The following is a 20,122-nucleotide window of genomic DNA, read 5'->3' on the forward strand; positions in this document are numbered from 1 at the left end:
GCAGGGCTCGGCGGGCGGTCTCAGCCGCGTCGACAGATGGCGCTGGACGTCCGGCCCAGGTCGATGTGGCGACGCGAGGTCAGCAGGAGGAACGACCGGTCAGCGCGGCAGTGCGTGCCCATGGCCACCTCCTGGATCCCTAGTTTTCCTACCTGGCTGATAGGGATCGTGGCAGAAGGCCGCGCCCATCCCAAGAGGGCATTCACATAGTGGACGAGATGATCTCGGTGTATGGGACGCCGGCCGTCGGGTCGGGTCTGTCAGGGGTTGGTCCAGGCTCCCGGTGTGTCGGTCAACGCGGAGACATCGGGGGGCAGTTGGGCCGAGGCGACATCGGCGAGGGACACACCTTCGAGGATCTCGCGCACATTGGACCGCAGCGCGATCCACAGGGGGAGCAGCGACTGGGCGGGGCCGGTGTACGACAGGTCCGGCGGGCGGACGCCGCGCACCGACACCAGCGGTCCGTCCACGACGCGGATGACGTCGGCGATGCTGATGGAGTCCGCGGGCTTCGCCAGCCGGTAGCCGCCGTTGCCGCCGCGCTGGCTGAGAATGAGGCCGCCCCGGCGCATGTCGTTCAGGATGCTCTCCAGGAACTTGTGCGGGATGTCCTGGGCGTCGGCGATGGCCTCGGCCTTCAGGGGCAGGTCGTCCCGGGACGCGGCGAGCTGCAGCGCGGCACGTACCGCGTAGTCCGCCCTGGCTGAGATCCGCATGCGTCCATTATCGCGTAGGGGCCCGGCCGGCATCCGCTCCGGGCGGGCGGGCGGCCGGGCAGGGGTGGGAATCCCGGCCCGGCCGGGCGGCTCAGGCCGCGGCGGGGGTGTAGTGGGCGGCGTCGTCGCCCTCGATGACGTGGCTGAGGGTGCCGTCGACGCCGGCGGGGACGTCGCCCGCGATGGTCACCCGGTGCAGGAGCCGGGGCAGGTCGCCGTAGTCGTCCGGGGCGTAGTGCTGGGTGATGCGGTTGTCGAACAGGACGACGTCGCCCGGGTTCCAGGCCACCCGCACGATGTTCTCCGGGCGGGTGACGTACGACTGGAACAGGCGCAGCAGGTCGCGGGAGTCGGAGGGGCCGAGGCCCACGATGCTCTGGGCGAAGCCGCCGATGAACAGGCCGCGCTCCCCGGTCTCGGGGTGGACGCGGACGACGGGGTGCGCGGTGCGGTACTTCCGCGAGACGAACCGCCTGCGGTACTCGGCCGCCTTCTCGTTCCTGGGAGCCGCGTAGTCGTAGTCGTTGGTGTGCACCGCCCACAGCTTGTCGGCCAGCTCGCGCAGCGGTCCGGGCAGGTCCCGGTAGGCGGCACCGGCGTCGGCGATGAGGGTGTTGCCGCCGTAGGGCGGGATCACGATGGCGCGCAGCGTGGACGCCTTCGGGGGCGTGCGGACGAAGGTGACGTCCGTGTGCCACTGGTTGGCGCGGATGCCCTCGTCGCTGTCGACGGGCAGGATCCGGGGCTGTCCCTCGACGGAGGACACGGTCGGGTGCGCGGTGGTGAGCTCGCCGAAGAGGGCGGCGAAGCGGAGCTGGCCCGCGTCGTCGAGGTGCTGGTCGCGGAAGACCAGCGCCTTGTGTTCCAGCAGCGCGGAGTTGATCTCGCCGACGAGGTCGGGGCCGAGGTCGGTGCCGAGATCCACGCCGAGGATCTCGGCGCCGACGCGGCCGCCGATCCTGCGGATGCCGAAGCGGGTGCCGGTGGTCATGTGCGGTGTCCTTTCAGAGTTCGGGGAGGGGCCGGAACCCGGTGACGACCGCCGTTCGGGCCGGCCGGCTCAGACGGGCAGGCCGAAGGGAGGGTGGGCGCCGTTGAGGTGGTAGTCGCCGACTTCGCGCAGCCGGTGGGCGACGGGCTGGTAGAGGGTGTGGGTGCGGGCGTTGCGCCAGAAGCGGTCGAAGCCGAGCCGTGCGGAGGTGCAGCGGGTGCCGACGATGTCGAGGGCGCGGGTGGTGCACTCCTGCGCGGCCCTGGAGGCGGCGGCTTCGGCCATGGCGACGAGGACGGAGATCTCCGCGTACGCGTCGTGGGTGAGGTCCTCACCGCGGGCCAGCCCGCTGTGCACGGCTTCCAGCGCCTGGTCGGCGAGTGCGGCCGCCGAGCGGGTGAGGACGGTGAGTTCCCCGTAGGCGGTCAGCACCTGGGGGTCGTGGGGGGTGCCGACCGGCCAGGCGGGATGCCAGGGGGCGTGGCCCGCCCTGCTGTACTCGCGGGCTTCGGCGAGCACTCCCTCGGCCATGCCGAGCAGCAGCTGCACGGAGACGAGACGCCCGACCGGAGCCGCCAGGGCGGCCCGGGGCGACAGCGTGTCCTCGTCCACGGGCAGGGGGCCGAGCAGGTCGTCGGCGCTGACCGGCACGGCGTCGAACTCCACGCTGGCGCCGGCGGCGAGCCGCTGGCCGAAGGGGTCGGCGTCGTCGTCGATCCGCACGCCGGGACGCGCGGGATCCACGACGACGGCGAGCGGTTCGCCGGTGCCGGCCCGTACGGCCCGCACGGCGAGGCGGTCGGCGACCAGGGCCCCGGTGGCGTAGCTCTGCCGGCCGTCGAGGACATGGCCGCCGGCCTTCCTGACGAGCGTCAGAGGTGGTTCCTGAGGGCCGAAACCGGCCCCCCAGCACCACAGTTCGGCAGCGGACCGCCGCTCGGTCCGTGCGGCCCGGTCGGGCTCCGCGAAGAAACCGGCGCTCCACGACGTGACGTAGTGACAGCCGAGCAGCTGGCCGATCGCGCCGTCGGCCGCGCCGATCTCCCGTATCACGGCGTAGGCCGTGGCCCAGTCCGCGCCGCCGCCCCCGGACTCGGCCGGTATCAGCAGCGTCAGCAGGCCCGCCTCGCGCAGCCGGGACACCTCGTCGAACGGGGCCTTGCCCGCCTGCTCCCTGGTCACCGCGTCCGTGGCCAGGTCGTCCGCCGCCTCCTGGGCCACGCGCAGCCAGTGCGCACGGCCGGGCACGGGCAGGTCGGGTTCCGCGGCGGGGCCGGACGGCGCGGTGGCAACGCCCATGGCGTGGGCTCCTCAAGGTCGGTGGCAGGGTGCGGCGCCGGAGTTTTCCCACCGGTCGGGCAGGTGCGGGTGGCCCGCGCGACGGGGTAAAGCGGCCGGAGCCGACAGGGCTGTGGTCATGGAGATGTCCCGGAAAAGGAGGAGCGGAGCCTTGCGGGCGAACGCGTGAGCGGCGTGCCTCTATCCGCGACAGCAGGCGGCGCTGCCGACGTGACCGAAGTCGACATGCCGACGACGAACGAGTCGTTGCTGCGTACGGGACATGTACATCATCCTGCGCACCCCCGTCGGACGCCGTCAAGGCTTCCCTAGTAAATCGATAGGAAAAGTAGGAAGATCGGATGGGGCGCACGCCGCGAGGGTCCGGCTGCCCTCCGCGCGCGTCGCCGTTCCGGCCTCGGTGGCGCTCAAGGTCCGCAGCAGCGCCCGGGCCACCGCGTCGTTCTGGCGGAAGGCCGGGGCATCCGTGCGGGGGCGGGCGAACGCCGCGACGGCCCGGCTGTTGGTGGGGGCGCCGAGGGCGATGCGGCGCGGATGGGGGCCGCCGAGGGCCGGGTCGATGACGTGGCCGTCGGCGGAGACGGCCAGCAGACCGGAGCGGTGCGTGTGGGAGGGGTCGGCGATGACCTCCTCGGCGAGCGCGCCCTGCCGGTACAGGCCGCGCAGCAGCGGGTCCTCGGTGCGGGCCAGGGACGGGCCGGGCAGGTACGCCTCGATGAGGGCCGTGGCGTGCACGGAACTGCCGGGGACGGTGGGGCTGGTGGCGGTGAACGTGCCCGTGGCCTCGTCGGTGCCGATCCGCATGCCCGCGCCGACGAAGCGCACGACACCGGCCCGCGACAGCGCCAGGAGCTGACGCAGCCGGAAGCCGGGCGGGCCGGAGGCGAGGAAGCTGAAGAAGCCGTGCCACCAGCCGTCGAGGTCCTCGGCGACCGAGCGGGCGGTGAGGCGGCCGGAGGCGACGAGGCGGGGCAGTTGGCCGTAGACGGAGAGCAGGGCGAGGAACGCGCCGAGGTCGGCGCTGAACTCCGGGTCCTCGCGGCGGGCGACGTCCTGGGCGATGTGGTCGCGCAGATGGTCCTGGAAGGCGTGCGGGGTGGGGAAGGAAACGCCGTCCAGGGGGTGGTCGAGCGCCTCCAGGTCCAGCCGGTCCGCCGGGCCGGGCACGGCGTCGGCGACCAGGGCGGTCATGGCCTCGGAGTACCAGTCGAGCCGGTCGTAGGTGGCGGCGAAGTCCGGCCAGGGCAGGGTCGTGCGCTCGGGATGGGCGTGGAACAGCTCGTGGTAGTGGCCGAACCCGATCTCCTTGGCCATCAGGGGCCACACGTCGCGCCGCAGATCCAGCGGGCGGCCCTCGGCGAGCAGGGCGTCGACCGCCGTGGGGCCGAAGTGCCGCGGCAGCGCGGGCCGGGGGCCCTGGAGCCGGTACCGGGTCTTGGAGTGGTACGGCACCCCGCGCCGGGATCCCACGTGCAGGACGGGCTCCCGGCCGGACGCGAGGTAGGTGAGGGAGCCGTCGGACTCGGTGCGGTACGTGCCGCCGCGGCCCTCGGTGAGCAGGGACATCAGGTCGATGAACGCCAGCCCGAAGCCGCGCACGAGGACGTGTTCGCCGGGCCGCAGTGCCGACAGGTCGGCGTCGGAGGAGAACTCCGGCGGGAGGTGGAAGCGGCCGTGGCGGCGGGCGAACGCGGCGTGGTCGCGATGCCGGGCGTCCGGTGCGGCGCCGAGGTGGCCCTGGGTGAGCACCACCAGGTCGGCGGTGAGCGGGGTGGCGCGGTCGGCCAGGCGCACCCGCTGCGGGCCGTCCGGGGGGCCGGTGACCGCCGTCGCCGTGGTGCGGTGCCACTCGACGGTGACGGACGGCGGCAGTTCGGCCAGCGCCCGGCGGAACACCCAGTCCAGATAGGCGCCCTGGGCCCGGCGGGTGGCGAAGTCGCATCCCGAGAGCGCGCGCAGTTCGGCGAGCACGTCCGGGTCGGCGGGCTCGGCATGCGGCGTGAAGCGCGGGCCCCGGCCGGAGAGCTGGGCGGCCCACTCGGCGAGTGAGGGGCCGGGCCGCACCGGGCCCTCGATGGTGGAGGACTCGTCGGTGAACAGGGTGACGTCCTCCGCCATGGAGTTCATCCGCAACAGGGGCGACTGATCGTGCCGCCAGATCCGGCCGGGGCCGGGCGGATACGGATCCACCAGATGGATGCGCAACTCCCGGCCTTCGTCCCAGAGTTCGGGGGCGTTGGCCGCGACCCGCTCCAGCAGGCCGGTGGCCCGCGGGCCCGCGCCGACGACGACCAGGACGGCCGCGGAGGGGACGCCGCTCACCGGTCACCGCCGATCGCGGGACGGGCGTCGGCGGCCGTCACCGCGCCCCACCGGACGCGTACGGCGGAGATCCGGCGGCGCAGCCGCTGCAGCGGGGTGGGCGGCAGCGCACGGGAGGCGCCGCGCGCGTAGTACCGCTCGACGTGGTACTGACCCGCGCTGAGCAGGCTGGTGACGGCGACGTACCAGAGGGTGGCGACCATCAGCAGCGGGATGACCTGATAGGTCTGGTGGTAGATGAGCTGCGCCGAGTACAGCAGGTCGTGCACGGCCAGCACGCTGACGATGCTGGTGCCCTTGAGCGTGCCGATCAGCATGTTCCCGGCGGCCGGCACGATGGAGCGCATCGCCTGGGGGATGACGATGCGCCGCAGGGTGCGGTGCCGGCTCAGGCCCAGTGCCTGCGCCGCCTCGGTCTGCCCCGGGTCGACGGAGAGGATCCCGCCCCGCACCACCTCGGCGGCGTAGGCGGCCTCGTGCAGGGTGAGACCGATGACGGCGGTGAGCGTGGGACCGAGCAGGTTCACCGTCTCGACGGTGACGAGCTGCGGACCGAACGGGATGCCGAGACCCAGCGTGGGGTAGAGCGCGCCGATGTTGAACCAGAACAGCAGCTGCACCAGCAGCGGTGTGGAGCGGAAGACCCACACATAACCCCAGCTCAGGGTGCGCAGCACCGGGTTGGCGGAGAGCCGCGCCACCGCCAGCACGGTGCCCAGCAGGAAGCCGAGCACCATCACGGCACCGGTCAGCCACAGGGTCAGCAGCAGTCCGTCGAGCACGGCGGCGGTGGTGAAGTACCGGCCCACGACGTCCCATTGGAAGGCGTCGTTGCGGACGACGGAGTTGAGCACCATCGCGAACACGAGCAGCGCGACGGCGGCGGTCAGCCGTCGGCCGAGGTGCCGGCGCGGCACGATCCGCGGCAGGTCCGGGGCGAGGGCAGCCGCCGGCTCGGGGGCTTTCGCGGCGGGGGCGGAGGTGACATCGGAAGGCGTGACCATGGGAAGGCTCTCCGGGGGCGAGGGGATCGCGGACGTGGGGACCACCCGGAGGCACTCGCACAGAGCGCAGACGCACGGGGACTGCGCGGACAGCGTGCCGCCGGGAGCCGGCGTCGTCACGTCGCCGCGTCCCTCAACGCGGCCGGAGGGCTGCCGCGCGGGGCGGAGCCGATCCGCCACCGATCGTACGGGCCCACCGCGCGGATGTGTCAACAACGCCTGGGCGCACGGCAGTCCGGCATCCGGGCGACGCTTGACGCGGAGCAGGATGTACTGCTCAAGTAATCGCATGAACGCCCAGCAGCGCTTGGTCTCGCGCGACCACATCGACTTCGGTCGGGTGTGGTCCGCGGCGTGTTGCGCCTGACTCGGCAGCGGGCCGTCTGACCGGCCCTTCCCTCCCTCGGTGACCCCGTCGCGGGCCGAGTTCTCTCTTCGTCACGCGCGCTGCCGCACCCCTGCTTCCTCCGACGCCCGGCGTCGTCACGCCCGCACCGCCGCGTCTTCCTGACGCTCCCTCACCCATGCCCGTACGCAGGGCTGTTCCGCCATGCCCGCGTCCGGTCGCTTCCGAAAGGGGCCCCACTGTCATGCCCGTGGAATTCCTCGGCATCGCCGCCACCAACGACGGCTCCGAAACCACCCCGCGCTCCGGCGCCGCCTTCGACAAGGAGTACACGCTCCGGCTCGCCCGCGCGCACGAGGAGCACGGCTGGGACCGGGTGCTGTTCGCCTACGGCTCGGGTTCACCGGACCCGGCGCCGGCGGCCGCGTACATCGCGAGCCGGCTGGACCGGCTGCAGATCCTGCTCGCCCACCGGCCCAACGTCTCGTACCCGACGTTCGCCGCGAAGACCTTCGCCACCCTCGACCAGATCAGCGAGGGCCGGCTGACCGTGCACTTCATCACCGGCGGCAACGACCACGAACAGGGCCGGGAGGGCGACACCCTCACCAAGGACGAGCGGTACGCCCGCACCCGCGAGTACATCCGGCTCGTCAAGAAGATCTGGACCACCCGCGAACCCTTCGACCACGAGGGCGAGCACTACCGCTTCCACGACTTCGTCAGCGATGTCTTCCCCGTCCAGCAGCCCCGCCCGGACGTCTCGTTCGGCGGCTCGTCACCGGCCGCGTACGCCGCCGGGGGCGCCGAGGCCGACATCTACTGCCTGTGGGGCGAGCCCCTCGCGAAGACCGCCGAGCAGATCGAGAACGTGAAGGCCGCAGCGCGGGCCGCGGGCCGCACCGACGTCCCCCGCATCCAGGTCGCGTTCCGCCCGATCATCGCCCCGACCGAGGAACTGGCCTGGGAGAAGGCCCACCGCACGGTCGGCGCCATCCGGGAACGGCGCGCGGCGGGGCTCGTACGGCACCACCGCGGCGACGCCCCGGAGAACACCGGGTCGCAGCGGCTGATCGCCATCGCCGAGGCGGGGGAGCGCTACGACCGCGCCCTGTGGACGCCGACCGCGGCCGCGACCGGGGGCGCGGGCAACTCCAACGCGCTCGTCGGCACCCCGGAGACGGTCGCCCGGGCCCTCCTCGACTACTACGACCTCGGCGTCGACATCCTCTCCGCCCGCGGCTACGACCTGCTGGACGACGCCATCGACTTCGGCCGGTACGTGATCCCGATCGTCCGCGAGGAGGTCGCCAAGCGCGACGCCGAGCGCGCGGCACGCGGCACACGGACCCCCGCGGCGGTGAACGCGTGACCTCCGCACCAGAACTGACGGTCATTCAGGTGACCGTGTCCGACCCCCGGGTCCGGCCCCTGCTGCGCGAACTCGGCCACGAGTACTCCACGCGCTACGGCAAGGACGCGCACGCCGAGATCTCCCGCTACCCCGACGAGGAGTTCACCGAACCGTACGGCGGCCTGCTCCTGCTGCTGCTGGAGCACGGCGAGCCCGTCGCAGGCGGCGCCTTCCGCCGGTACGACGCGACCACGGCCGAACTGAAGCGGATCTGGACGCACTCCGCCCACCGCAGACGCGGCCTCGCGCGGCGCGTCATCGCGCTGCTGGAGCGGGAGGCGGCCGCACGCGGGTACCGGCGGATCCACCTGACCACCGGACCGCGCCAGCCGGAGGCCCGGGGTCTGTACCTGGCCACCGGCTACACACCCCTGTTCGACACGGACGCCGACCCGGAGACCATCGGCCCGCTGTCCTTCGAGAAACACCTCACGCCCGAGGCACACCCAGGAAAGGCCCCCGCCCCATGACCTCCGTGCGCTTCGTGACCAGAACCCGGCTGTGCGCCGCCGCCGTCGCCCTGCTGTCCCTCCCGGCGCTGACCGCCTGCGGTGCCGGCCCCGGGGACACCGCGGCGGCCGGTGCCCGGGCCGCACCGGCCGACGACCCGGTCGCCGCCGTACGCAAGGTGGACTCCGTCGCCGCCCTGCTGCCCGCCGGGGTGCGCGAGGCCGGCACCCTGCGTGTCGGCAGCTCGATCGGGTCTCCGCCCGGCGCGTACTACCCGAACGGCCCGGACAAGGCGCCCGCCGGCCAGGACATCGACCTCACCGACGCCGTCGCCAAGGTCCTCGGGGTCCGCATACGGCGCCAGGACGCGTCGTTCGAGTCGATCCTGCCCGCCCTCGGCAGCGGCAAGTACGACGTCGGCACCGGCAACTTCGGCGTCACCACCGAACGCCTGAAGACCATCGACTTCGTCACCTACATCAACGACGGCCAGGGCTTCGCCGTACGCAAGGGTGGCCCCGGGCTGAAGACGAAGGTCACCGACCTCACCCAGCTGTGCGGCCTGACCATCGGCACCGGCGCCGGCACCACCTTCGAGGCGACCCTCACCGCGCAGCGCGGGGTGTGCGCGAAGGCGGGCCGGAAGCCGTACGACGTGAAGGTCTACTCGGAGAACGGGGCGAGCCTCACCGCACTCCAGCAGGGCCGCATCGACGTCATCATGTCGACCATCAACGGCCTGCGCCACCAGGCGGCCCAGCCCGCTTCGCGGACCGCGTTCCTCGGCGAGTACCACCGCCTCGACGTCGGGTTCGCCTTCAGGAAGGGCTCCCCGCTCACCAAGGCCTTCCAGGCCGCCGTCAACCAGCTGATCAAGGACGGCACCTACGCCCGGATCCTCGACAAGTGGGGCACCTCCGCCTCCGCGATCGAGACATCGCGGATCAACCCGCCAGAGCACAGGTGACCCATGACCATCGACACCCTCACCCCACCGGCCACGGAACGTGCGGGCGACCCGGCCGCGCTGCGGGTCGTGCCCGCCCGCCACTACGCCCGCTGGGCCGCAGCCGCCGCCGTGCTCGTGCTGGTCGCCCAGTTCGCCCACGGCCTGGCCACGAACCCCGTCTGGGAGTGGGACGTGTTCCGCGCCTACGTCTTCTCCGAGACGATCGTCCAGGCCGTGTGGGTGACCCTCCAACTCACCGCCTACGCCACCGTGCTGGGCTTCCTCCTCGGCACCGTGCTGGCCTTCATGCGGCTCTCGCGCAGCCCACTGCTGCAGACCGTCGCCTGGAGCTACATCTGGATCTTCCGGTCCATCCCGATGATCGTCCAGCTGGTGTTCTGGTTCAACCTCAGCGCCCTCTACAAGGAGCTGGGGGTCGGCATCCCCTTCGGTTCGGTGTTCTGGTCCGTCGACAGCAACACCCTCATCGGCACCATCGGCGCCGCCGTCATCGGGCTGTCGCTGCACCAGGCCGCCTACGCCGCCGAGATCGTCCGGGGCGGCGTCCTCGCCGTCGACCACGGGCAGTCGGAGGCCGCCGCGGCGCTGGGCATCCCCCGGCTGCGGCAGATCCGCCGGATCGTGCTGCCGCAGGCCATGCGCGCGATCCTGCCCACGGCCGGCAACGAGATCGTCGGCCTGCTCAAGGGCACCTCGGTGGTCTACGTCATGTCCATCGGCGAGCTCTTCTACCAGGTGCAGGTCATCTACGGCCGCAACGGCCGGGTGATCCCGCTGCTGCTGGTCGCCACCGCCTGGTACGTCGTCCTCACTTCCGTGCTGTCGGTCGTCCAGTACTACGTGGAGCGCCACTACGCCCGCGGTGCCGACCGCACCCCACCGCCCACCCCGATCCAGCGCGTCAGGCGCTTCGTGGCCGCACAGCGGCGCGCGGCGACGACCCGAGAACCGACGGAGAAGACATGAACGACGTCATGGTCGACGTCCACGGCGTCCACAAGAGCTTCGGCCCGCTGGAGGTGCTGCGCGGCGTCGACCTGAAGGTCCGCGCCGGCGAGGTCACCGTGATCCTCGGCCCGTCCGGCTCCGGCAAGTCCACGCTGCTGCGCACCATCAACCACCTGGAGAAGGTCGACAGCGGCTGGGTCGGCATCGACGGCGAACTCATCGGCTACCGCCGCTCCGGGAACAAGCTGCACGAGCTGAAGGAGAAGGACGTCCTGAAGCAGCGCACCCATATCGGGTTCGTCTTCCAGAACTTCAACCTCTTCCCGCACCTGACCGTGCTGGAGAACCTCGTCGAGGCCCCCGTGTCCGCCCTGCGCCGCCCGCGCGGGGACGCGGAACGCGCGGCCCGCCGGCTCCTCGACCGGGTCGGCCTCGCCGACAAGGCGGACGCCTACCCGCGGCAGCTGTCCGGCGGCCAGCAGCAGCGCGTGGCCATCGCCCGGGCCCTCGCGCTGGAGCCGAAGGTGCTGCTCTTCGACGAGCCCACCTCGGCGCTCGACCCGGAGCTGGTCGGTGAAGTCCTCGACGTCATCAAGGACCTGGCCGGCACCGGCACCACCATGATCGTGGTGACCCACGAGATCGGCTTCGCCCGGGAGGTCGCCGACACCGTGGTGTTCATGGACGGCGGTGTCGTCGTGGAGCAGGGGCCGCCCGCGGCCGTGCTGGACGACCCGCGCCACGAGCGCACCCGCGCCTTCCTCTCCAAGGTCCTCTGACCGCCCCTCGCTCCGAAGCCCCCGCAAGGAGAACCACCGTGCCCGCCATCCTCGCCCGCCGCCGCGTCACCGCGGCCGTGCTCGGACTCGCCTCCGCCCTCGTCCTCGCCTCCTGCGCCGACCCCGCCGACGGCGGCACGACCGAGGTCGCGGACGCGTCGGGCCGGACGACGAGGATCAACACCAGTCCCGACCAGCACCGCGTCACCACCGCCAAGGTCGACTCCATAGCCGCCGAGGTCCCGGAGGAGATCCGCAGGAGAGGCACCCTGGAGATCGTCGACTCCTCCGGCTCCGCCGCGCCGCTGACCTTCCGCGCCACCGACAACAAGACCGTCATCGGCGTCGAGCCCGACCTCGCCTCGCTGGTCGCCGACGTCCTCGGCCTCGAGCCGCACTTCAACACCGTCTCCTGGGAGAACATCTTCGTCGGCCTCGACAGCGCCAAGTACGACGTCGGATTCAGCAACATCACCGTCACCGAGGAACGCAAGGAGAAGTACGACTTCGCCCCCTACCGCGAGGACAACCTGGGCTTCGAGGCGAAGAAGGGCAGCGGCCTGAAGGTCACCGGGCCGGAGGACGTCGCGGGCAGGACGGTCGCCGTGGGCAGCGGCACCAACCAGGAGAAGCTGCTGATCGAGTGGAGCAGGGAGAACGAGAAGGCCGGGCGGAAGCCGGTGGACATCAAGTACTACCAGAACGACAGCGACACCTACCTGGCCCTCCAGTCCGGCCGCATCGACCTCTACCTCGGCCCCAACCCGACCGCCGCCTACCACGCGGCCACCAGCGGGAAGACGGAAGTCGTCGGCACCTACTCGGGCGCCGGCGCCACCCTCCAGGGCCTCATCGCGGCCACCACGAAGAAGGACAACGGCCTGGTCGAGCCGCTCGCCGACGCCATCGACCACATCATCCGCAACGGCACGTACGCGAAGGTGCTCCGGCGCTGGGGTCTGTCCGACGAGGCCGTGGCCGAGTCCGGGATCAACCCGCCCGGCCTGCCCAGGAGCGGCACGTAGCCGAGGCCCGTGGCGGAACGACGGAGACCGGGCCACCACGCCTGCCCCGCGAGTGCGCGGCGGGGGAGTGCGGTGGCCCGGCTGGAGGGGGGTCAGCGGGTGAAGGTGACCCGGTGTTCCTTCAGGGAGCCGCAGTTGGAGCCGTACACCTGGACGTACGTGTTGTTGATGCTGCCGCCCCAGTCCACGCAGTGGCCCTTGCCGTAGGCGTAGGACGGACCGGCGTACGACGTGAAGAGGCCCTCGTCGTAGTGGCTCTCGTCGGTGTCCGGGACGTAGATCCAGGCGGACATGTTCACGGCCGTGCCCGGGTTGTTGCGGATGGTCGCGACGCAGTTCTGGCCGTTGGAGGCGTTGTAGGTCAGGTAAACGGTCCCCAGCGAACCGACGGTCGCGGAATTGACCGTCTTGTAGCCGCTGCCGCAGACCTTCTGCGGCGTGGTGTTGGGCGCCGCGGAGGCCGGCGACGCCAGGGCGGTCATGGTCCCCACCGACAGCGCCGCCACGGCGGACGCGGCCAGAACGGAACGGGCGAATCTCATATTTCCCCCTTGCAACTCTTCGAGGTGGTTGCTCCTGCATGATGTGACCCGTGGCGCGTCCAAAGGGTTGTGCGTCGATTCCCGGGAAAATCAGGTGAGTTGACGGGAGGCGCCAGCCTCGGGGCGGGGGAGCCGCCCGGGCTCGGGGCGCTGCGCGAGCGTGCCCAGCCCCGGCCGCCTTTACTCGCCGGGTCACCCATGGCTCACGCGAGATCCAGAGGATCTGCGCAGGGGTGACACACAGGCTGCACACCGCCCCTCCAAAGTCTCGTTAGCGTTACGGCTCGATCCCACGTGCGAACGTGACCAGGCCGCGGCCGGCGAGCCGCCGGAACAGCCAGATCGGGAAGACCACACATGGACTACTGCTCCTCGTGCCGTCGGCACCTCAACGGCGCCTTGGTCTGCCCGGGGTGCGGCGCCTACGCCCCGGACATCGACCCCTCCGCCGCCGACGGCGGTACCGGCCCGGCCCCCGCGACCGCCCCGGCCGCATGGGAGTACCCGGCCGCCACCGGTACGTGGCACGACGGCACCGTGTGGGACGAGACGACCGGTGCCGGCACGCCGGAGACCCCTGACACCGGCTCGGCCCACGACCACGGCTCCCCGGGCACCGAGACCTCCGAGGGCTACGAGGAACGGCCCCAGGGGCGCGCGGCGCGGCGCCGCCAGATGGCCCGCTGGAAGAAGAACCAGCGCCGGGCCGTGGTGGCCACCGCCGTCGCGCTCGTCGGCGGCGGCCTGACCGTCGCCGCGCTGAACCAGAACGCGGCCCCCGGCGTACGCGCGGCCACCGCGCCGGAGGACACCACCATGGGCGGCACCGGGGGAGAGGCCCCGACGTTCACGGAGCCGACGTCGAAGCAGTACGACACCCCGCGCTCGCAGCCCACCACGCCACCGCACACCAGCCGCGCCTCCCGCCACCAGCAGGCCCGGACGGCCGACCCCCGCACCACGCCGACGAACCCGCGGACGGACGCGGCCGCCGCACCGCGCGAGCTGCCGCTGACGACCCCGCAGCGGCGGACCACCGTCCCGAGCACCGTCGACACGGCCACCGGCACCACCGGCTCGTCCGTCTCGAAGGTCACCGAGCCGACGACACCGCCGGCCGCCGAGACCCAGCCGGACACGCAGCAGCCCGCGGCCCCGGCGACGCCGCCGCCCGCGACGAGCACCACGCCGCCCGCCACCTCTCCCTCCGACCCGCAGTCCAAGGAACTCTGCCTGCTCGTCATCTGCCTCGGCTGAGCCGAAAACCCGTGGCCGTCCGCGGCCGCCCTCCGTACCGTCGGGCGCATGGCTGACGAGTGCTTCCGGCATCCGCGGCTCGCCGCGGTCTACGACCCGCTCGACCCCGACCGAGGCGATCTCGACCCGTACCTGCGCATGGCGGAGGAGTTCGGGGCGCGTCAAGTCCTCGACATCGGCTGCGGAACCGGCGTGTTCGCGCTGCTGCTCGCCGCACGCGGCGTCCAGGTCGTCGGGGTCGATCCGGCCCGGGCCTCCCTGGACGTGGCACGCGGCAAGCCGGGCGCCGAGCGGGTGCGGTGGCTCCACGGCGACGCGACGGCGCTCCCGCCGCTCGCCGCCGACCTCGCGACGCTGACGGGCAACGCCGCCCAGGAGATCGTCGGCCCCGAGGACTGGCGGCGCACCCTGCGCGGGGCACGAGCGGCGTTGCGGCCCGGCGGCCGCCTGGTGTTCGAGACCCGGATACCGGCCCGCCGCGCCTGGGAGGAGTGGAACCGCGAGGACACGTACACCGTGACGGACGTCCCCGGCGTCGGCGGCGTCGAGTCCTGGGTCGAACTGCTCGACGTGAGCGGGCCGCTGGTGACGTTCCGGTGGACGTACGCGTTCGCCGCGGACGGCCAGGTGCTGACCTCCGAGTCGACGCTGCGCTTCCGCGAGCGCGAGGAGGTCGAGGCCGAACTGGCCGCCCAGGGTTACGCGGTGGACGACGTGCGCGACGCACCCGACCGTCCCGGCCGGGAGTACGTGTTCGTCGCGCGGCGTGCGGAACCGGCCTGAGGAAGTGGCCTGAGGAAGCGGCGTGAGGAAACGCCGCTGAGACGGCCCGATCGGCTCCGTGGCAAGCGGAATCCGCCCGTACAATCCTCGCGACCAAATCGGGGGCGTCAGCAGCGGGGGAGTCCGCGTGGAAACCATCATCGTGCAGTTGCCCGGTCCGTCGCACTGGGACGCGGACGAGCCGGGCAGTCCCGAACTGATCCACCTGGGGCCGGGCGACGTCGCGGACTTCGGCCGCGGTGGAACGGGAGTCCGCATCGTCCTGGCCGACCCCGGGATCTCCCGCCGGGCCGGGCAACTGGAAGCGGCCGGGGACTACTGGCGGCTGTCCAACTTCAGCCGCAGCGTGTCGTACGTGGTGGAGAACCTGGAGGGAGCCGGCGAGTACCTCACCGTCGCCCCCGGGCGGCTCGGCGCGCCCGTGCCCTTCGAGTTCTCCCGCGTGGTGCTCCCCGCCCTGTCCGGCACCGCCGCCTTCAAGGTGTTCGCACCCCAGCACGCCTACCTCGGCGAGCAATCCGCGCCCGGCGGCGGGGAACAGACCGTCCACCCCTTCGCCCTCGACCCCACGTCGAAGTACTTCCTCGTCCTGGTGGCCCTGTGCGAACCGCGGCTGCGCGACCCCTCCGACTCGGCGCTGCCCGGGGTCGGCCAGATCGTGGAGCGGCTGCGCCCCCTGGAGTCCTGCCGCGACCTCACCCGATCCGCGGTCAACTACCACATCGACTACCTCGCCTTCGCCAAACTGCGCCTGGACCTCGGCGAGGAGACGGCCACCGGGGCCGGCGCCAAACGCGCCCGGCTCGCCTCCGTCGCCCTGCGCTTCGGCCTGGTGCGCGAAGAGCACCTCGGCCTGCTGCCGCGCCGCGGCGCCGGCCGTCTCGCCCCGCAGGAGGCCGGCGCATGACCTCCCGACCCGATGTCCACGAGGACGACCTGGAGACGCCCCGGCCCCGCCTCCCGGAGGGCTTCCGGATCGAGGACTGGGAAGTGGGCGCGGTCATCGGCTCCGGCGGCTGGGGAACCGTCCACGAGGCCCGCACGGTCGCCGACGGCACGCCCGTCGCGGTGAAGGTGCTCCCCACCGGCGCCCTGGGCCCCGGGCAGCGTGCCGCGCTCGGCGAACTCGTGGCCCGCGAGGTCCGGTTCAGCGCGGAGGCCGACCACCCGCACCTCGTCCGCACCCACGCCGTGTGCACCGTCGAGGCACCCGGACTGCCCGCCCTGGACGGGGCGATCGCGCTCGTCATGGACCGGGCCGAGTCCAGCCTGAAGGACGTACTCGACGCCACCGGCCCGGGGCGGCCCATCGACGGCGCGGACCGCGTCCTGCGCGGAGTCGCCGCCGGCCTCGCCCACATGCACGCCGCCGGCTGGGTGCACGGCGACCTCAAACCCGCCAACGTCCTGCTCGGCCCGGACGGGCAGGTGTGGCTCGCGGACTTCGGACTGGCCGCCGAACTCGACGGCACCCACGCCCACCTGCCGCCGCTCGGCACCCTCGACCACCTGCCGCCCGAGTGGTGGTCCCAGCGCACCGGCACCCAGGGCGCCGTCGTCCGGCCCACCGCCGACATCTGGGCCTTCGGCGTCCTCGCCCACCAGGTCCTCACCGGCGGCCTCCACCCCTTCCCGGGCGCCACGGCCCGGGCCCGCTCGCTCGCCGCCCAGGCCTACGCCCGCGGCACCGCACCCCTGCGGCTCGACGCCGGCCTCGACGACGGCCTGCGCCGGCTGATCGCCGACTGCCTGGCACCCGACCACACCGCCCGCCTGCCGCACACGGCGGGCAGCGTCGCCGCCCGGGTGGAGGCACTGACCGGCTGTCCCCGCCCCCGCCGGCGACGCCTGCTGCCGGCCGCCGCGGCCGGGCTCGCCGTCCTGACCGCAGCCGCACTCGCCGGGACGGCCCTGTACGGCCCGGACAGCGACACCGGGGACGACGACCGCGGCCGGGGCGCCCCCACCGCCCCCGCCGCCGTCACCGGCACGCCCCGCCCGGCCCCCGGTGAGATCCCGGCGGACTCCGACGTGCCCGAGGCGCTGCGTCCCGTCATCACCCGCGCCGCGCACCGCTGCACCGACGAGGAGATCACCCCCGCCCTGCTCGCCGCGATGCTCAAGGCCGAGAGCGGCTTCGACGCGAAGGCCGCCCGCCCGGAGAGCGACGAGTACGGCATCGCCATGTGGACGCCGTCGGTGTTCAACGCCTGGGCGGTGGACGGGGACGGCGACGGCGACAAGGACCACATGTCGCCGCCGGACGCGATCTCCACCATGAGCGGCTACGTGTGCTGGCTCGACCAGCGCTTCAAGGGAGCCGGGCTGCCGAAGAAGGACCTGCCCGCGCTGGTCGCGGCGGGCTACCGCACCAGCGACCGCACGGTCATCGAGGAGGGCGGCGTCCCGGAACGGGTGCGGCCGCACGTCGACAAGGTGCTGCGCTACCTCGCCGAGTACCAGCGCTGACGCGCACGAACGCGAGCGGGAGGCGGAGCCTCGGCCCCGCCCCCCGCTCGTCCCCCGTTCCCGTCACGGCCGCGGCGATCCGCACTCCGGGACGTTCGGCAGCCGGTTGTCCGGCGAGCTGATGTAGATGTTGGAGATGTAGCCGCCGTACTGGGGCAGATAGGCCCACCACTCGTTGGTGTAGGGCGGCACGCTGACCACCTGGCCGCGGATCTGGCAGCCCACCAGCACCTCGACCCCGGCCGGCAGTCGCGTCATCCGGTCGTCACCGGTGGTCGGGCCCTTGCGGACGTTCACCGACTCGCCCCACGTGCCGAACCACGTCCCGGCGGGCCGCGCCGCACCCGGCACGTTCAGCGACCGGGTCAGCCGCCCGAGGTCGGTGTAGGCCTTCCCGTACGAGGTGCCCACCGGGTGCAGCGTCAGCACGGCCACGATCGCCCGGTCGTCCGCGCCCACCGTGCCGGTGGTGTGCAGCGCGGGGCGGGTGAGGTCCACGTCCGCGGCGGCACGGGCGGTGGCCCCGGCCGGTGCCGCCGGGGCCGCGGCCGCCCCTTGCGGGCCGCAGGTCCCCTCCCCGAACTTCCCGGACCAGCCCTGCTTCACCGCCCAGGGGCGGTCGAACGCCCCCGCGATGCCGAAGTGCTGGTCGAAGTGGTCGGTGGAGGAGCAGCGGGTGGAGCGGCGCAGGTTGTCCATGACGAAGTCGCGGACGGGCGTGGGCGCCTGCTCCAGGACGTACCGGTAGATCGTCACCGTGTCCCGGGCGGAGAGGGCGGTGTAGCCCCAGAAGCCCGCGTACCCGGCGGGCGGCGGCGCGGTGTCGCGCAGGCCGAGCCGGGCGGACATCCGGTCGATGATCGCCGGACCGCCGTACGCCGACCAGTAGTGGTTCGCGGCGTCGTCGTCACTGCTGCGCAGCATCGGCTCCAGCAGGGCCCGGTCGGACGCGGGGACGGTGTAGCCGGGGCCGCGGTTCCAGAGGAAGTCCAGCGTCAGCAGCAGTTTCACGACCGAGGCGGACCGGAACCGCGCGCTCGCGTCGACCTGTTCGGTGAACGTGCCGGTCCGGCGGTCGAAGACGGCGACGCCGGCGGTGACGCCGTCCGGGATCTGGGCGGCCCCCACCGCTCGGGTGGCCGTCTCCGGCCGGGGGACCGCCGCGGCACCGCTCGTGAGCGACGCGACCGTGACGAGGGTCGCGAGCGCGGCGGCGCCGCGCAGCAGCATGCGCATGGTTGGCCTTCCTGGTCGTCCGGCTGTCCGGCGGAGCCGCGGCCCCGTGCCGACACCGTAGGAGCGCGGGGGGCGCGTGCGGTCCTGACGAATGTCAGGGCACGTCCACCCTGATAAATGTCAGGTGTCGGCGGCCTGGTGACGGCCCGTACGGTCGCCACGGAAACACCCGCCGACACACGAACGAAAGAGGGCTCATGAGCCGCCGATCACTCAGGACACTGCTGGCCGCCGGGGGAGCCGCCGCGATGATGGCGCTCCTGCCGACCTCCGCCCAGGCCGCGCCGTACTCGGGCGGCAACTACGGGGCCTACGGGATGGAGGGGCAGTACCCCACCACCTCCTACTGCTCGGGCACGTTCCGGCAGATCGGTGCCACCAAGTACGCCGAGGGCATGGCCCTGAAGTACTTCTACTCCGACAAGTGCGGCTCGTTCGCCCGGATCGAGAACTCCCGGGCCAACTGCGCGGCCGTGCTGCAGCGTTCCAACAACAGTGTGGGGCGCGTCGACGGATGGGTCTCCGAGACCGTCGACCCCGGCATCAACTACGCCTACACGCAGATGGGCAACAACCTCAACGGCCGCGTCTCGCGCGCCGTGCTCTCGTGCGACGGCCACGACCTGACCGAGACCGGCTGGTACTGAGCCGCACACACCGAAGGGGGCGGCCGGTGCTCCGGTCCGCCCCCTTCGGCGTACGTCAGCAGTCCGGAACGCCGGCGATCTTCTCGCCGCCCCGGATGTACAGGTTGTTCACCCAGGCCACGTCGCTGCCCGAGAGCTCCATGACGGCGGTCCACCAGTTGTTGGTGCCGACGGCCGGGTCGTGCACGGTCTGGCCCTGCGTCTGGCAGATGGCGTCCGCCCACCACTTCGAACGGACCGCGAGACGCGGGGAGTCGGTGGTCGGCTGCTGGCGCAGGTTGACGTCGGTCGCCCAGATGTAGACGTCGGTGAGGGTCGGGTCGCCGCCGTTGGCGCCGGCCGGGGCCGCCTGGGCCGTGGTGCCGAGTCCGCCGACGGCGAGCGCGGTCACGGCGAGGCCCAGGGCGGTACGGCTGATCAGTCGCTTCATGTGTCTGTCCCCCGTGGGAAGAAGGTGTGGGTGGTGGGACCGGGGCAGGTCATGGCCCGGATCAGCAGCGCGCCGAGGCGGGCAGGTCGCCGTACTCGTCGCCCTTGAGGTACACGGCGCTGACATAGCCCTCGAGGAGCTTCACCCAGACGTCGTTGGAGTAGCCGTTGTCGGTGATGCGCTCGCCGCGGGTCCAGCAGTAGGCGCCGAGCGGCTGGCCCGCCGCGACGGTGGTGATGATGCCGTAGCCGGTGCCCGGCCCCCGGCGGACGTTGACGTTCTCGTACGGTACGACCGCGTACGGCGCGGCCAGGACGCGGGCGCCGCCCTGCTCGCCGACGGTGGCCGCGGTCGCGGTCCCGGCGGTGAGCGGGCCGAGCAGCGCGAGCGCCCCGGCACCGACGAGCGCGGCCTTGGCGAAGAGACGAGTGGACATGTCGTGTTCCCCCTGACGGTGTGGCCGACGCTCAGAACTGTAGGGAGGCCCGGGG

At 72.8% G+C, this 20,122-nt stretch carries 21 protein-coding genes; 11 read left to right on the forward strand and 10 right to left on the reverse strand.

Going from position 1 to position 20,122, the window contains the following annotated elements; all coding sequences use genetic code 11:
* Positions 1-20 precede the first annotated feature (20 nt).
* The 6 genes from ABZ386_RS12500 to ABZ386_RS12525 all read right to left on the reverse strand — a co-directional run bounded on the left by ABZ386_RS12500 (position 21) and on the right by ABZ386_RS12525 (position 6,335).
* Positions 21-122 carry a putative leader peptide gene (locus tag ABZ386_RS12500; protein ID WP_351333218.1) on the reverse strand — a complete coding sequence of 34 codons (102 nt, stop codon included), beginning with the start codon at positions 120-122 and terminating at the stop codon, positions 21-23.
* Between the two features lie 138 nt (positions 123-260).
* The gene (locus tag ABZ386_RS12505; RefSeq protein WP_351333215.1) at positions 261-719 is read right to left on the reverse strand and encodes an Rrf2 family transcriptional regulator; all 459 of its coding nucleotides are present in this window, start codon (positions 717-719) and stop codon (positions 261-263) included.
* 91 nt (positions 720-810) lie between these two features.
* A complete protein-coding gene (locus ABZ386_RS12510) occupies positions 811-1,710 on the reverse strand; it encodes a TauD/TfdA family dioxygenase (protein ID WP_355724356.1) in 900 nt (299 codons plus the stop codon).
* A 69-nt stretch (positions 1,711-1,779) separates the two neighbouring features.
* Positions 1,780-3,009: an acyl-CoA dehydrogenase family protein gene (locus ABZ386_RS12515; RefSeq protein WP_358964697.1), complete on the reverse strand. Its 1,230-nt coding sequence runs from the start codon at positions 3,007-3,009 to the stop codon at positions 1,780-1,782.
* 297 nt (positions 3,010-3,306) lie between these two features.
* Positions 3,307-5,331 (reverse strand): FAD/NAD(P)-binding protein, encoded by a 2,025-nt coding sequence (locus tag ABZ386_RS12520; RefSeq protein WP_358964698.1) that lies wholly within the window; start codon positions 5,329-5,331, stop codon positions 3,307-3,309.
* Positions 5,328-6,335, reverse strand: a complete 1,008-nt coding sequence (locus ABZ386_RS12525) for an amino acid ABC transporter permease (protein ID WP_358964699.1) — start codon at positions 6,333-6,335, stop codon at positions 5,328-5,330. Before ABZ386_RS12525 ends, ABZ386_RS12520 begins: the two co-directional genes overlap by 4 nt.
* Positions 6,336-6,925: 590 nt before the next feature.
* On the opposite strand from ABZ386_RS12525, the gene ABZ386_RS12530 reads away from it, so the two are divergent.
* From ABZ386_RS12530 to ABZ386_RS12555, 6 genes are read left to right on the forward strand one after another with little or no spacing between them, the layout of a single operon-like run.
* Positions 6,926-8,053 carry an LLM class flavin-dependent oxidoreductase gene (locus ABZ386_RS12530; RefSeq protein WP_358964700.1) on the forward strand — a complete coding sequence of 376 codons (1,128 nt, stop codon included), beginning with the start codon at positions 6,926-6,928 and terminating at the stop codon, positions 8,051-8,053.
* On the forward strand, positions 8,050-8,565 hold the full coding sequence (locus tag ABZ386_RS12535; RefSeq protein WP_358964701.1) for a GNAT family N-acetyltransferase: 516 nt from the start codon (positions 8,050-8,052) through the stop codon (positions 8,563-8,565). The genes ABZ386_RS12530 and ABZ386_RS12535 overlap by 4 nt, the downstream gene beginning before the upstream one ends.
* Complete coding sequence (locus tag ABZ386_RS12540) at positions 8,562-9,512, forward strand: ABC transporter substrate-binding protein (protein ID WP_358964702.1); 951 nt, start codon at positions 8,562-8,564, stop codon at positions 9,510-9,512. The genes ABZ386_RS12535 and ABZ386_RS12540 overlap by 4 nt, the downstream gene beginning before the upstream one ends.
* Before the next feature lie 3 nt (positions 9,513-9,515).
* Positions 9,516-10,481, forward strand: a complete 966-nt coding sequence (locus tag ABZ386_RS12545; protein ID WP_358964703.1) for an amino acid ABC transporter permease — start codon at positions 9,516-9,518, stop codon at positions 10,479-10,481.
* Positions 10,478-11,242, forward strand: a complete 765-nt coding sequence (locus ABZ386_RS12550) for an amino acid ABC transporter ATP-binding protein (protein WP_358964704.1) — start codon at positions 10,478-10,480, stop codon at positions 11,240-11,242. The genes ABZ386_RS12545 and ABZ386_RS12550 overlap by 4 nt, the downstream gene beginning before the upstream one ends.
* 38 nt (positions 11,243-11,280) lie before the next feature.
* Positions 11,281-12,267: an ABC transporter substrate-binding protein gene (locus tag ABZ386_RS12555; protein ID WP_358964705.1), complete on the forward strand. Its 987-nt coding sequence runs from the start codon at positions 11,281-11,283 to the stop codon at positions 12,265-12,267.
* Positions 12,268-12,359: 92 nt separating this feature from the next.
* Here ABZ386_RS12555 and ABZ386_RS12560 read toward each other — a convergent pair whose 3' ends face one another.
* Positions 12,360-12,809: a spore-associated protein gene (locus ABZ386_RS12560; protein ID WP_351333187.1), complete on the reverse strand. Its 450-nt coding sequence runs from the start codon at positions 12,807-12,809 to the stop codon at positions 12,360-12,362.
* A 357-nt stretch (positions 12,810-13,166) separates the two neighbouring features.
* Here ABZ386_RS12560 and ABZ386_RS12565 point away from each other — a divergent pair, with 357 nt between their 5' ends.
* The 4 genes from ABZ386_RS12565 (at position 13,167) to ABZ386_RS12580 (ending at position 17,318) form a co-directional block, all read left to right on the forward strand.
* Positions 13,167-14,066: a hypothetical protein gene (locus ABZ386_RS12565; protein WP_358964706.1), complete on the forward strand. Its 900-nt coding sequence runs from the start codon at positions 13,167-13,169 to the stop codon at positions 14,064-14,066.
* Positions 14,067-14,114: 48 nt separating this feature from the next.
* Positions 14,115-14,849, forward strand: coding sequence for a class I SAM-dependent methyltransferase (locus ABZ386_RS12570; protein WP_358964707.1), 735 nt, complete (start codon positions 14,115-14,117; stop codon positions 14,847-14,849).
* A gap of 127 nt (positions 14,850-14,976) precedes the next feature.
* The gene (locus tag ABZ386_RS12575; protein WP_355728432.1) at positions 14,977-15,756 is read left to right on the forward strand and encodes a serine/threonine protein kinase; all 780 of its coding nucleotides are present in this window, start codon (positions 14,977-14,979) and stop codon (positions 15,754-15,756) included.
* Positions 15,753-17,318 carry a serine/threonine-protein kinase gene (locus ABZ386_RS12580; protein WP_358964708.1) on the forward strand — a complete coding sequence of 522 codons (1,566 nt, stop codon included), beginning with the start codon at positions 15,753-15,755 and terminating at the stop codon, positions 17,316-17,318. The genes ABZ386_RS12575 and ABZ386_RS12580 overlap by 4 nt, the downstream gene beginning before the upstream one ends.
* Positions 17,319-17,381: 63 nt before the next feature.
* Here the strand turns inward: ABZ386_RS12580 and ABZ386_RS12585 are convergent, their stop codons facing one another.
* Entirely contained in the window at positions 17,382-18,554 is a 1,173-nt protein-coding gene (locus tag ABZ386_RS12585) for a hypothetical protein (RefSeq protein ID WP_356672825.1), read from the reverse strand.
* 197 nt (positions 18,555-18,751) lie between these two features.
* On the opposite strand from ABZ386_RS12585, the gene ABZ386_RS12590 reads away from it, so the two are divergent.
* Entirely contained in the window at positions 18,752-19,201 is a 450-nt protein-coding gene (locus ABZ386_RS12590; protein WP_355727215.1) for a hypothetical protein, read from the forward strand.
* A 55-nt stretch (positions 19,202-19,256) separates the two neighbouring features.
* Here ABZ386_RS12590 and ABZ386_RS12595 read toward each other — a convergent pair whose 3' ends face one another.
* Positions 19,257-19,631: a peptidase M23 gene (locus ABZ386_RS12595; protein ID WP_114256765.1), complete on the reverse strand. Its 375-nt coding sequence runs from the start codon at positions 19,629-19,631 to the stop codon at positions 19,257-19,259.
* Positions 19,632-19,692: 61 nt separating this feature from the next.
* A complete protein-coding gene (locus ABZ386_RS12600) occupies positions 19,693-20,067 on the reverse strand; it encodes an SH3 domain-containing protein (RefSeq protein ID WP_356617719.1) in 375 nt (124 codons plus the stop codon).
* Positions 20,068-20,122: the final 55 nt, after the last annotated feature.

It is taken from the genome of Streptomyces sp. NPDC006140 (assembly GCF_040628815.1).
GTDB lineage: Bacteria > Actinomycetota > Actinomycetes > Streptomycetales > Streptomycetaceae > Streptomyces.